Raw genomic sequence first — 12,822 nt, forward strand, 5'->3', positions numbered from 1 at the left:
ACATTATTGGAACCATACACAGGATGAATGTGAAAGTTAAAAATGTCTTAAACACGAAAAAACTTCAGTTTGCCCTACATTCAGGCGTCATACGCCCCAAAAACGCGACGCAATATCTCGGATGTACGTTTGGCGGGATTGGCACGGATCGCTTTTTCTTCCTCACCGATAAAGTGGAAGACGCCGCGCAGGCCATAATCAACCCCGTGATCCACCAAGTCCCGACGTGCATCCGCCCCGAGATTTGGCGCAAATGGCACACTGTTTAACTGCGACGACACATCATCCACGAGCTTTAACGCGCCCGTCCCGTTCAGCGCGTTTTCCATGATCGGCGAGAACAGCTCCGCCAATCCCGTCGATGTCCGACCCCGCAAATATTCCGTCGCGGCATTATCGGGTCCACGGAGAATATCGAATGCATCCGTAATCGTCAGTCCGCGTACGGCGTCGAGGAAGATATTCTTCGCGGCAGGCGCAGCCTTCTCTGCGCCGCGATTGAGCTGTGTCTGCAATTCAACGAGCAAGCCGTCCGCACCCACAGGGGCAAGGTAGGATTGCACATCGCGCAAGATCTTCGGCAGTGGAATACGCACTGTGTCATTGCCCAGAAAACCGTTCAGAATGCCCAAATTGGCCAGAGCATTCCCAACGCCATTATCCAATGCAGCACGAATACCGTTCGCGGCCTCAAATGCGGATAAGCCATTAGCGCCGTCTTGTCCGCCCAACACACCATCTAAAACGGATGGGTCAAAGGTTTCACAGGCCACGAGCGGGAAAGCCGCCGCCCCGAGAATAAAGGCTCTACGATCCGTCATTAGTCTGTCCTTTCATGGAACGGTAAAAACGCTCGCGAATATTGAAGCGGATCAGGCCATAGGCGAAACCACCAATCGCGAAAAAGATAATCGTTCGAGGTGTGAGATTATCGGGCATCTCAGTGCCCAAGACATTAAAAGCTGTATAAATTAGTGCGATAAAACCCCCGATCACCACCCCGTGGATAAGCGCATAGACAAGTCGACCGCGCTCCCGCTGACGTTCCCATTTTTCAACAAAGTTACTCTTTATCATGAGGACCGGTCCGGAAAGTTGGGTTCGCGTTTTTCGAAAAAGGCCCGCACGCCTTCCGCACAATCCGGCCCGACAAAGGCTTTATTCAGCAAACGGCTTTCCGCAATATGCGCATCAAAGGCTGCACCGTCCAACCGACCAAAGCCCGCCATGGAATCGCGCAGCAATCGCTTATTATTCGCCGTCGAGGTCGGGGAACATTTCGCCGCGATCTCACGGGCCAGTTCCAATGCGCGGGGCAGAACGGCATCGGACGCGTGGACTTCGCTGACATAGCCTGCGCGGTGCATTTCTTCGGGCGGGATGATGTCGGCTTTCAAAATCCACTCATTCGCTTTTGCCCAACCGACGAGACGCGGCAGGAACCAGCTGGACGCGCCGTCAAAAACGATCCCGCGCCGCGCAAAAGGAAAGGCCCATTTCGTCTTTTCCGAGCAAATCCGAATATCCATCGCCATCGTCATGGTCGCGCCGATCCCGACCGCGTGGCCATTAATCGCGCCGATAATCGGCGTGTCGACCTTGAACATATCCAGCACGAGTTCACCGCCCGCATCGCGCGCGACGTCGCCATGCATGGAGAGAACGGTCTCGTCGCTCAGCCCCGCAAAGCCTTCGGTAATATCCGCGCCTGCGCAAAAAGCGCGTCCTGCTCCCGTCACGACGATGACGCGCACAGAATTATCCGCATCGAGATCTTTATAGGCGGCCTGCAAATCGCGGAACATCTCCATGTTGAAACTGTTCATCGAGTCGGGACGATTGAGCGTCAGAAGCGCGACGGCAGGATTTACAGAATCGCGGGTAACGATAATTGTGGAATATTCGGTCATGCCAAAGGCTAATCTGTTTACCGCAAGGATGCAAAGCCATGTTCAAAACTGATGGGAGAAACTTTCACCGAATTTCACTTACTTAGACTAAAACTTTTTATCATTTTGGCTTCAACATTTATACCAGCCAAACGACAGCACTCTTCGTTAGACGGCATTGTCATTTGGACCAGATTATACCCGCCTTCAAAGGGCACTTTGATTTGAACAACTGTAAACTGAATACCTTTATCCTCGCCAAAACCGTGACCAAAATATTCAGCCTTATCAAACTCGGCTTTATCTGATGCATATGTGTCTAAAAGTTTCCAAATCCTATCCGGTTCCGCGTCCAGCACCGGATGAAGCCGATCAGAAATGGCCTCCCGCCCACCAACAAAAAAGAGTTTGGTCGTCTCCAAGGCATAATCATAATAACCTTCAGGAAGCGGGGCCAGGCCCTCAATAACTTTGGGCCTATCCATGTCCTCCAAGCTTCCGGGGGAATAGCCGAAATTAATGTCACAGCCGGAAAGCAAAAGACCGGAAAATAAAAAAGGTAAAACGTAGAAAAACCGACACATGAATTTTGATAGCAAAGTCCAATATGGAAACAATTGCCTTACTTATTTTCATCCCGCATCTTCGCCCACATTTCCAACCGGTCCTTGATCGAGCGCTCACGGCCATCGCCCTTAGGGGCATAGAACTGCTCGCGTTCCATTTCATCAGGGAAATAGTCCTGCCCTGAAAATCCGGTCTCGGTGCTGGGATCATAGGCATAGCCGTCACCATAACCGATATCTTTCATCAGCTTCGTCGGTGCGTTGAGAATGTGTTTTGGTGGCGGCAGACTGCCTGTGGATCTCGCGGCCCGCATCGCGGCTTTGTATCCGGCATAGACGGCCACAGATTTTGGCGCGGTTGCCATATGGACGACGGCATGGGCGAGCGCGAGATCGCCTTCCGGACTGCCGAGCCGTTCATAGGCGCGGGCCGCTTCTGAAGCGATCATCAACGCTGTCGGATCGGCGAGGCCAATATCCTCACTCGCAAACCGCACCAGACGCCGCGCGATATAGCGTGGGTCTTCCCCGCCTGTTATCATCCGCGCATACCAGTAAAGCGCGGCGTCGGGGTCCGAGCCGCGCATGGATTTATGCAGGGCGGAGATGATATTGTAATGCTCATCCCGCGATTTGTCATAGGCCGGAGCACGTTTCTGCAAGAGCGCCGCAACGCCTGCGGAATCCAACACCTCATCTTCGGCCAGAAAAACTTCATCCGCGAGCGTTAGGAGATAGCGCCCGTCCCCATCCGCAAATCCGATCAGGGTGTCTCGCCCGCTCGCGTCCAAGGGCAAAGCTCGGCCAACGTACTCTTCCGCCCTTGCCAGCAACCCCTCCAGCGCGTCCGCATCCAATCGGTTCAATACAAAAACCTGCGCCCGCGAGAGCAAAGCGCCATTCAGTTCAAAACTCGGGTTTTCCGTCGTCGCCCCGACGAGCGTCACGACGCCTTCTTCCACATAGGGCAGAAAGCCGTCCTGCTGCGCGCGGTTGAAGCGGTGAATTTCGTCGACAAAGAGGAGCGTCCCGCGCCCGCTCTCCCGCCGCGCCCGCGCCGCCTCGAACGCTTTGCGCAAATCCGCGACGCCGGAAAAGACGGCGGAGAGTTGTACGAATTCCAACTCCGCCCGGTCGGCCAGCAGCCGCGCAATCGTCGTCTTCCCGACGCCGGGCGGGCCCCAGAGGATCATGGAGGACAAACGCGACTGCGCCAACATCCGCCCAATCGGACCCTCCGGCCCAATCAGATGCGATTGTCCGACGACGTCTTCTAATGTTCGGGGACGAAGGGCTTCTGCCAAAGGCGTCGGAGCAGAGGCTTCAAGCCCTGCGGATTGGAAGAGGTTGGTCATATAAACGACAATGGACCCGACCAAGGCCGAGTCCAATAGGGTAAGTCAGAAAACAAATTACGGGGTGCGAATATCCCAGACAATCGCAGGATCAACGCGTGTGCCGTTTTTAAAAGTCTCAATATGAACATGCGGTCCTGTGCTTTTTCCCGTATTGCCAATTGTGGCGAGTTGATCCCCTTTCCAGACGCGTTGCCCGGCTTCTACGTTAAAGCCTTCTAAGTGAGAGAACAGGGTCACGATACCGTTTTCGGCTTCGAATACGACGACCGTGCCATATTTGGGCTTACCGTCATAGAGCGTCGTCGCGTGTAATATTGTGCCACCAGCCGGTGCATAAATGGGTGTTCCGGTGGGCGCGGCAATATCGATTCCATAATGATCGCGTGTTTCGCCGTCTTTGAAAGGATCAAAGCTCTGTCCGAAACTGGCGGTCAAGCGGCCTGAGACCATATCGGTCGAGACCCAATTCCAGTCGCCCTTTTTAGCCGAAGGGTCGGCACTTGCCGTTTCTGACACCGTCAGCATTCCAACTCCGGTAACAATTGACGCCGCCAATCCCAGCAGAAGGCGGTCCCGCCCCCGCTTGTAACTCGGTCGCGTGCCATTCATAATATGTCTAATTCTCATCTTTTCGTTCCTTATACGGTGGGTTGAGAAGGAGGCGGCCGGGTATTGCCGTACCCGGCCCGCCGCTATGTGGAGCGCTTGCAAAAGAGTTTCCGCATAAGCGCGCCGCATGTCGGGGTCACGATGGGCGGTCACCGCCATATCGCAACGAATTTCGGTCGCCTGACTCCACTGTGCAAAGAGGCGATGCGCGAAGGGCGACATCCAGCAGAGGCAAAGCAGGACACGTAGGACAAGGCCGGATTCATCATCCCGTCGCGTAATATGGGCGCGTTCATGAATGAGAATATTCAGCAGGTCCGCCTCGCTGACCACGCCGCGATAGCTTTCGGGCACGATGATGCGGGAATGTTTGGGTTGGCCGAAGGGCGTCCACGCAAAGGGTGACTGAACATGCGGCGAGACCAGTACATCATCCTGACCCGCAATATCAGCGCAGTCGGCTTTATGAATAATTTCATTAAGGCGGTATCGTCCAATGGCAAGTTTCATGAGGCATAAGAAAACGCCCAGACTATAAATAGCGCAGACCCCCTTCATCACGGTGGTCATATTCCAAACATATAACTCGCCCGCCCCGGTTTGAGATTCGTCGGACAGAAGTCCCATGGATTGAAGCGGTTCATGTAATGAGAACACTGCGAGAGCGTCATAAGAGCCCGGATTAGGAAGTAATAAGAGCAACAGCCCCAAAAATGGAATCGCAACACAAAGGCTCAAACCTACAGACCAGAGAGCCGGCCATTGTTCGACCCGTTTATCTGCAAATCGGAACAGAGTACTCAGCCCCCAAATCACGCCGCTGACAGACAGCATCGCCAGCAGAAAACTCCAGATCAATGCCATCTAACTACCCGCCTGTTTTTTAGCGGCGGCTTTAAGAACCGCGTCCAATTCCGCGAGTTCGTCCGCTGAGAGCAGCTGGCTCTTCACGAGGTTTGAAACAGGGAGCGGGCCGTCCAGCCCTAACACGTCCGATGCAAAATTTTGGATCATTGCCGCGAGGGTCGGGATTTTCTTGGCCTTGGCGCTGTATATGTTCAGACCGTGCAGCTCCCGCTGGCTCAACAACCCCTTCTCCACCATGCGCTCCACCGTCTTGCGAGAAGACGAGCGCGACCAGCCCAACGCCTCACTCACCGCCCGATGGATCTCCCCAACACTCTGCGCCCCATGGGACCAGAGATGTTTTAGAATGACGAGTTCAGACGGCGACGGTTTCATGTCACTATATGGTGACATGTGTCGCCATAAGTCAATCCATTTATTTTAGACCTAAGCTGAAACACATTCACGTGCCCGTAAAGTCTTTGGCTTGGATAATAAGTCAAAAAGAAAGCCCCATGAAGGGGCCTTTTATTTAGCAATTACGTGGGAGCCTAATAAACGCGTTTCTTAGGCTCAATATAGTCAATCCCGTCGGTCATTGTGTAATCATGGACCGGGCGGTAGTCGATTTTCACGGCGTTGTTTTCGCCGTCATACCAAGCGAGTGTGTGTTTCATCCATTTCGCGTCAATCCGATCTGGATAGTCCTCATGCGCATGGGCGCCGCGACTTTCCTTGCGGTTATCGGCGGAGGCGATGGTGACACTGGCTTGGGCGACGAGATTGTCGAGTTCCAGCGCTTCCATCAAGTCCGTATTCCAGACCATAGTTTTGTCCGAGACGGAGATATTGGCCATGTCTTCAGCAATGGCGGAGACTTTCGTGACACCTTCGGCGAGGCTTTCCTCTGTCCGGAAGACCGCACAATGGGCTTGCATGGCTTTTTGGAGGTCGAGACGGATAGCCGCCGTATTCTTTGTCCCGTCCGCATTCCGGAATTTCTCCAGACGCGTGATGGACGCTTCGCCCGCATTGGCGGCGAGTGGCTTTTGCTCGAGGTTCGGCGTGCAGGTTTCCGCGACGCGCAATCCGGCTGCGCGGCCAAAGACAACGAGGTCAATCAAGCTGTTCGAGCCCAAACGGTTCGCGCCGTGAACGGAGACACAGGCCGCTTCGCCGACAGCCATCAGGCCGGGGACAACACTATCCGGGTCACCATCTTTCAACGTCACGACTTCGCCGTGATAATTCGTCTGAATACCGCCCATATTATAGTGGCAGGTCGGCAGGACCGGGATCGGTTCCTTCGTCACGTCAACGCCCGCGAAAATCTTGGCGGTCTCGGAAATGCCGGGCAGACGCTCGGCGAGGACGGCCGGGTCAAGATGGTCGAGATGGAGATAGATATGATCCTTCTCCGGCCCAACACCGCGGCCTTCGCGAATTTCAATCGTCATCGCGCGGGAGACGACATCGCGCGAGGCGAGGTCTTTCGCGGATGGGGCATAGCGTTCCATGAACCGCTCACCCTCGGAGTTGGTCAGGTAACCGCCCTCCCCGCGTGAGCCCTCAGTGATCAGGCAACCCGCACCGTAAATACCGGTCGGGTGGAACTGAATAAACTCCATATCCTGGACAGGCAGACCTGCGCGGAGCACCATCGCATTCCCGTCACCCGTACAGGTATGAGCGGAGGTCGCGGAGAAGAAGACGCGGCCATACCCGCCCGTCGCGAGAATCACTGTCTGTGCGCGGAAACGGTGCAATGTCCCATCGTCCAGCTTCCACGCCGTCATGCCGCGACACACGCCGTCTTCCATGATGAGATCGAGCGCGAAATATTCGATAAAGAATTCGGCATCATTGCGGAGCGCTTGACCGTAAAGCGTGTGCAACATGGCGTGACCCGTCCGGTCAGCGGCGGCGCAAGTGCGCTGTGCTTCGGGGCCTTGACCCATATTTTGCATCATGCCGCCAAAGGGACGCTGATAAATCTTACCTTCATCCGTACGGGAGAATGGCATGCCCCAATGTTCCAGCTCGTAAACCGCCTTGGGCGCTTCGCGGCAGAGATACTCAATCGAGTCTTGGTCACCGAGCCAGTCAGAGCCCTTAACCGTGTCATACATGTGCCAGCGCCAGTCATCATTGCCCATATTGCCGAGCGAGGCGGCAATCCCGCCCTGCGCCGCGACCGTGTGGGAGCGCGTTGGGAAAACCTTTGTGACACAAGCCGTCTTCAGACCCGCCTGCGCCGCGCCGAGTGTCGCGCGAAGGCCGGAACCACCCGCGCCAACAACAACAACATCGTAAGTATGATCAATCCATTCAGTCATGTGATTATCCCAAAAACGCGAGTTTAATGACGGCAAAGGCCACCGCAGCCCATAAGATGAAGGCGACCAGCTTGTTTTTCAACAAGCCGAAACGCCGCAGTCCACCACCGAAATAATCCATAATGACTTCGTCCATCTCCAGTTTGCAGTACCAAACCGCTGCCGTGAAAAAGGCGAGGAAACCAATCGCGCCAACAGGTGTGGAGAGCCAGAGTTCCAGCCCTTCCACGCCGTTCGGAACCGCATGGGCGACGGACCAGATGACGGGGATCAGGCCAATGATGACGCCCCATCCTGTCCATGTGTGGATTTTCTGATGGGCAACGCTGTGATTTTGTGTGGAGGCGCTCATTATACCGCCCCAGAGATGAGGAGTGTCAGGACAAGTGCCAGCACAATCGCAAGCGCCAACATGATGTAGGACAGCGTGTTATTGAGTTCAGGCTTTAGAAAGCTACCACTATTCCAAACGGCATGCCGGAATTGCGCCAGCGCCAGAAAAATAAAGGCGAAGAGAAAGACAAAAAGGCCGATCGCACCCAGAGGCGAGAAGACGAGGCCCGCGAGCGGCAAGCTGCCCGTCAGTGAAAGAACCAAAAGCCCGACCGCGACAAGGAAAAGCGCGACATAGCAAATGATCGCACTCGCGCGATGTGCGATAGAGCTCATCATGGCCCCGTGCCAGCGCCAGACTTGTAAATGCGGCGACATTGGCCGCGTGTCGTTCCACTCAGATGACATAGAAATCGTCCCAAATTCAGATTGCGCCGCAAACTAGGCGGCCAGTGTCTCAAGTCAACGCATAAAGGCGCGAATGGTTCGCAATCAATCGGCTTTTGTCAGATCGAATTCCGCCCGAAAATGACGCCCGGGACGGTTCAATTCATAAGCCAGTTGAACACCGGGATTTACATCAAAGCTCCAGACATTGGGTACGGAAACAGGGATGTTTTCGCGCACGAACAGCTCTTTCGTGAACTCATCCGCCGGGAATGTGGCGCGCACACCCGATTTAATGACGGCCATCCCGCCATAACGACTCACGGCATCTTCCGTCCCGTCCGAATGGGCGTGAATGTGGTAGAAGTGAAGCCCCTCGCCTTTCGGCTCCAAAACCCAAGTCCGGGAGGTGTCGGCCCCCACGGCCAGCGGCATCTCGATTCGCGCGCCTTCGCACCGAACAGGACCGAGGGTGAGGTCCTCTTTGCGCCAGTCTTCATCCTGCGGATCCTCACTAACGACTTGGCCGGTATAGGTGTTCCCACAGAGCGTGGAGAGCTTCGACTGGAACTCGGCAGCCGGGTCGGCGGCGGTGCAGGCGGTGAGCAGGAGTGCGGGGAGGAGATAAAGTTTATAGGACATGCGGGCAGGATGACGGCGATGGTCGGGGGCGTCAATCAGGAAGTTGGTGAAGATGGCAATCCGCGTTTATGCAGAACTGTATCCGCGGTTTCCCATTACACACCAAATGTTACCCCGGGCCTGACTCGGGGCCTTTGTGGAATAAGATAAATGCGAAGACTGCTCGTCTCTTGGACTTTCCGTTCAACGTTAAACCAAAGGCCCCGGCTCATCGCCGGGATGACAGTGTGATGGGTGGCATCAATGTCGGTGGTCAATCCCCGTTTATGAAGAGAATGACCCCCATTTATAAAACCCATGCCATATTCAAGATGTTCTTTCAGACATGGGACAGGCAAGAGATCGTTGGCTTTCTGGTCTGGAGGACGGTGTGTCTATTTCTAGTTGGTAACGCATATAGAAAGGGGCCCAGCCGCGAGCGCCTGACGGGGTGGAACACCCGCAGTCCAGTAAGGCCGCCGTTGGAGAAGCACCGCCGCGTGGTCGCATATTTGGCTTCAGTCAAATGCGTGAAGCGTAACGGGTCTGTCGGTTTACGCCCGATAGTTTCGGAGATTTGGAAGACGTAACGGTATCGCCGACCACTATCCATGCCTCATGCGCTTGGCCTTCGTGTAAAATATTTTTCTTTCTGGTCTCCATCATGGAGGTCACCACGCGGACGTCCCGCCTAACACGGACACTCGCCTAGCCCGCCGCACGCGCAGATCGTCGGTCGCAGGTTTCGCTTGTCTCCATCACATCCGAATTCAAGTCTTGAGGATTACGCTCTGTAAGGGCATACCCGCCGGAACGAAAAAGACGAAAGGGTCGCGTGTGACCGCTGTTATCTCCTCCACCGGACTCTGGACGCCCGAACAGTCCATTTCCAATGAAGAACTCGTCGAAGGCTTCAACGCCTATGTCGATAAATGGAACACGGAAAATGCCGTCGCGATTGAAGCGGGTGAGTTGGAGGCGCTGACCTATTCAAACGCGGCGTTTATTGAGAAAGCCTCCGGTATCAAATCGCGTTTCGTTATTTCGAAAGACCCGATTCTGAACCCTGACATCATGGCCCCGCGCATTCCGGCGCGGTCCAATGAAGACCCCTCCATCCTCGCCGAAATCGCAGCCCATGCGGCAAAGCAGGCCCTCGAGGCAGCAGGCCGTAAGGCCGAAGATGTCGGCGCGGTTATCGTCGCCTGCTCCAATCTGCAACGTGGCTATCCGGCCGTCGCCGTCGAGGTCCAATCCATCCTCGGCACATCGGGATTCGCATTCGATATGAATGTCGCCTGTTCCAGCGCGACTTTCGGCATTGAAACAGCACGAGGCCTCATCGCGGGCGGGCAGGCGAAATCCGTCCTCGTCGTCAATCCGGAAATCTGCACGGCGCACTTGAATTTCAAAGACCGCGACGCGCATTTCATCTTCGGCGATGTCGCCACAGCGATTCTTGTTGAACATATTGATGTTGCGCCAAAAGCGCATTGGGAGATCATCGGGTCGAAACTGATCACGCAATTCTCCAACAATATCCGCAATAATTTCGGTTTCCTGAACCATACCGCCCCCGAAGATGACGGAATGCAGGGTGAGCGCGGGCGTAAAGGCCTAACGGATAAACTCTTCGTGCAGAACGGCCGCAGTGTGTTCAAAGAAGTCGTGCCCATGGTCGCGAAACTCATCAATGAGGAATGTGAAACCCACGGCATTGATCCGAACAACCTAAAACGCATGTGGCTGCATCAGGCCAATCTGAACATGAACGTCCTCATCGCCAAGAAAGTCCTCGGCAAGGATGTCGAGATCGAACAGGCACCTGTCGTGTTGGACGAATATGCGAACACAAGCTCCGCAGGTTCCATCATCGCCTTCCACAAATATAGCGATGATTTCGCAGAAGGCGAGACGGGCCTGATCTGCAGCTTCGGCGCGGGCTATTCCGCAGGCGCGATATTTGTGAAACGAGTCGCTTAACCTTGGAAACCGTTGGAACGGATATAGGTCTAATCCTGATCTCCATCCTGATCCAATTGGTTGTTCTCGGAGGCTTTTGTTACATTGTGTACCGCTTAATCCGTGCTAGCCGCAAGAATCTCTTCCTGAGAATCGGTTTGATTATCTTCGTCCTTCTTCTGATTGCCGTCTGCGTCATTGGCTATGCTTATTTAGGGGCACTGGGACGAGGCATGAGTCTATAACTCGCGAGAGTGTGGCCTGAGACGTGACCCGAAAGCCTTCAATCCACACGGTCATAGAAACTAAACTTAGGGAGACTTAATCATGCATCGTACCTTAGGCATCATCTCAAGCCTCGCCGCTATTCTCGGCTTTCTACTCCTGCTCAATATGTTCTGGGCCTCTGTGAATAATGGCGGCATGGCTGTGCTTGGATTGCAAGTCTTCGTAATTTCAGCTTCGGTCGCCGCCATAATACTGGGCGGGCTGGGATTACTGCTAGGCCGCCCCTCACCGTCAGGGTTTTCGAATTTCGGCTTTGGCGTCGGGCTCGGCAACCTAGTTGCCCTCGCGATTGTATACCTGCTCTTCTAGCTTCCCCCTAGCCCCGCGAGGGTCCGCCCCCTATATCCAATTTGAATATTACTCTTGGAGGCCAAATTGGGCAAAGAACTCGTCAATTGGGAAAATGGTCGTTGGATCGGTCAAACGCTGGAAGTGCCGAACGGGGTCTGCGCGACGCCGGGCAATGATCTGGACGGCCCGCCCGAAGGCCTCGAATATAATGAAGAGGTGAAAGCCGCGACAGACCACCTCTATGAACAGGTCTCAGACTTCATCCCCGAATTTGAATGGCCCGCCTATGCGCCGCTCGTCCATGCAATCAACACGCTGAAGAAAAAGAAGAATGCGGTCATCCTCGCGCATAATTATATGACGCCGGATATTTTCGCGCTGATCGGCGATTATAAAGGCGACAGCTTGGGTCTCGCGATCGAAGCGACCAAGACTGATGCGGAAATGATTATCCAGGGCGGTGTGCATTTCATGGCGGAAACGTCGAAAATCCTCTGCCCCGACAAGCGCGTTTTCATCCCGTCCATGCGCGCGGGCTGCTCCCTCGCCTCCTCGATCACGGGCGAAGACATCAAACTCATCAAGCAACGCTATCCCGGCATTCCGGTCGTGACCTATGTGAACACCTCTGCGGATGTAAAAGCCGAGAGCGACATTTGCTGTACCTCATCTAACGCCGTCGCAATTGTCGAACATATCACGTCGGAATGGGGTGTGAATAAAGTCATTATGTTGCCGGATGAGTTCCTCGCCAAAAATGTCGCGAAACAAACCGATGTGGAAGTCATCGCGTGGCATGGCCGTTGCGAAGTCCATGCGCGGTTCTCGGCGCAAGATGTGCGTGATATGCGCGCGGCCCATCCCGGCGTGATCGTCCTCGCCCATCCCGAATGTCCACCGGAAGTTGTTGCGGAAAGCGACTTCACAGGCTCGACCAAAGCCATGAGTGATTATGTCGGCGATCATAAGCCTGAGAACGTCATCCTGCTGACCGAATGTTCCATGTCCGATAATGTCGCCATGGCCAATCCGGGCGTCGATTTCGTCCGCCCCTGCAATCTCTGCCCGCATATGAAACGCATCACACTGGAAGGCGTCTATGATTGCCTCCGCAATGAGACGAATGAAATTTTCATTCCGGAAGATATGCGTCTACGCGCGCACAAGGCCGTGCAGGATATGATCGAAGTGAAATTCGACGCGGTGAAGGGTCATTTCGATCCAGACCTGCCGGAAGTCGACGTCACAGTTATCTAAGGTAAAAGATTGTTCAGGTTACGTATGGGTAAAATCTGGTAAACCTAAAACGGGCCAGATTGTGGCCCTACCGGGGGCT

General features: G+C 54.7%; 14 protein-coding genes. 3 read left to right on the forward strand and 11 right to left on the reverse strand.

The genetic code is table 11. The annotated features are described in order from the left end of the window. Nucleotides 1-80: 80 nt before the first annotated feature. The 11 genes from ACP9M6_RS13480 to ACP9M6_RS13530 all read right to left on the reverse strand — a co-directional run bounded on the left by ACP9M6_RS13480 (nt 81) and on the right by ACP9M6_RS13530 (nt 8,966). Complete coding sequence (locus ACP9M6_RS13480; RefSeq protein ID WP_427451936.1) at nt 81-821, reverse strand: DUF4197 domain-containing protein; 741 nt, start codon at nt 819-821, stop codon at nt 81-83. After that, nucleotides 808-1,077: a hypothetical protein gene (locus tag ACP9M6_RS13485; protein WP_427451938.1), complete on the reverse strand. Its 270-nt coding sequence runs from the start codon at nt 1,075-1,077 to the stop codon at nt 808-810. Before ACP9M6_RS13485 ends, ACP9M6_RS13480 begins: the two co-directional genes overlap by 14 nt. Beyond that, the gene (locus ACP9M6_RS13490; RefSeq protein WP_427451940.1) at nt 1,074-1,910 is read right to left on the reverse strand and encodes an enoyl-CoA hydratase-related protein; all 837 of its coding nucleotides are present in this window, start codon (nt 1,908-1,910) and stop codon (nt 1,074-1,076) included. Before ACP9M6_RS13490 ends, ACP9M6_RS13485 begins: the two co-directional genes overlap by 4 nt. Nucleotides 1,911-1,984: 74 nt before the next feature. Next, nucleotides 1,985-2,506: a hypothetical protein gene (locus tag ACP9M6_RS13495; RefSeq protein WP_427451942.1), complete on the reverse strand. Its 522-nt coding sequence runs from the start codon at nt 2,504-2,506 to the stop codon at nt 1,985-1,987. Between the two features lie 5 nt (nt 2,507-2,511). Next, nucleotides 2,512-3,810: a replication-associated recombination protein A gene (locus tag ACP9M6_RS13500; protein ID WP_427451943.1), complete on the reverse strand. Its 1,299-nt coding sequence runs from the start codon at nt 3,808-3,810 to the stop codon at nt 2,512-2,514. Between the two features lie 57 nt (nt 3,811-3,867). Further along, on the reverse strand, nt 3,868-5,286 hold the full coding sequence (locus ACP9M6_RS13505) for a M23/M56 family metallopeptidase (RefSeq protein ID WP_427451945.1): 1,419 nt from the start codon (nt 5,284-5,286) through the stop codon (nt 3,868-3,870). Further along, nucleotides 5,287-5,664 (reverse strand): BlaI/MecI/CopY family transcriptional regulator, encoded by a 378-nt coding sequence (locus tag ACP9M6_RS13510; RefSeq protein WP_427451946.1) that lies wholly within the window; start codon nt 5,662-5,664, stop codon nt 5,287-5,289. A 155-nt stretch (nt 5,665-5,819) separates the two neighbouring features. Continuing rightward, the gene (sdhA, locus tag ACP9M6_RS13515) at nt 5,820-7,604 is read right to left on the reverse strand and encodes a succinate dehydrogenase flavoprotein subunit (RefSeq protein WP_427451947.1); all 1,785 of its coding nucleotides are present in this window, start codon (nt 7,602-7,604) and stop codon (nt 5,820-5,822) included. A gap of 4 nt (nt 7,605-7,608) precedes the next feature. Beyond that, nucleotides 7,609-7,956, reverse strand: a complete 348-nt coding sequence (locus ACP9M6_RS13520) for a hypothetical protein (protein WP_427451948.1) — start codon at nt 7,954-7,956, stop codon at nt 7,609-7,611. After that, nucleotides 7,956-8,345, reverse strand: coding sequence for a succinate dehydrogenase, cytochrome b556 subunit (gene sdhC / locus ACP9M6_RS13525; RefSeq protein ID WP_427451949.1), 390 nt, complete (start codon nt 8,343-8,345; stop codon nt 7,956-7,958). Before sdhC ends, ACP9M6_RS13520 begins: the two co-directional genes overlap by 1 nt. A gap of 84 nt (nt 8,346-8,429) precedes the next feature. Continuing rightward, the gene (locus tag ACP9M6_RS13530; protein ID WP_427451950.1) at nt 8,430-8,966 is read right to left on the reverse strand and encodes a hypothetical protein; all 537 of its coding nucleotides are present in this window, start codon (nt 8,964-8,966) and stop codon (nt 8,430-8,432) included. 816 nt (nt 8,967-9,782) lie between these two features. On the opposite strand from ACP9M6_RS13530, the gene ACP9M6_RS13535 reads away from it, so the two are divergent. The 3 genes from ACP9M6_RS13535 to nadA all read left to right on the forward strand — a co-directional run bounded on the left by ACP9M6_RS13535 (nt 9,783) and on the right by nadA (nt 12,743). Further along, nucleotides 9,783-10,928 carry a beta-ketoacyl-ACP synthase III gene (locus ACP9M6_RS13535; protein ID WP_427451951.1) on the forward strand — a complete coding sequence of 382 codons (1,146 nt, stop codon included), beginning with the start codon at nt 9,783-9,785 and terminating at the stop codon, nt 10,926-10,928. A 306-nt stretch (nt 10,929-11,234) separates the two neighbouring features. After that, nucleotides 11,235-11,504, forward strand: coding sequence for a hypothetical protein (locus ACP9M6_RS13540; RefSeq protein WP_427451953.1), 270 nt, complete (start codon nt 11,235-11,237; stop codon nt 11,502-11,504). Between the two features lie 66 nt (nt 11,505-11,570). Then, on the forward strand, nt 11,571-12,743 hold the full coding sequence (gene nadA, locus ACP9M6_RS13545) for a quinolinate synthase NadA (RefSeq protein WP_427451954.1): 1,173 nt from the start codon (nt 11,571-11,573) through the stop codon (nt 12,741-12,743). Nucleotides 12,744-12,822: the final 79 nt, after the last annotated feature.

Source organism: Litorimonas sp. WD9-15 (genome assembly GCF_050271975.1).
Classification (GTDB): Bacteria; Pseudomonadota; Alphaproteobacteria; order Caulobacterales; family Maricaulaceae; genus Litorimonas.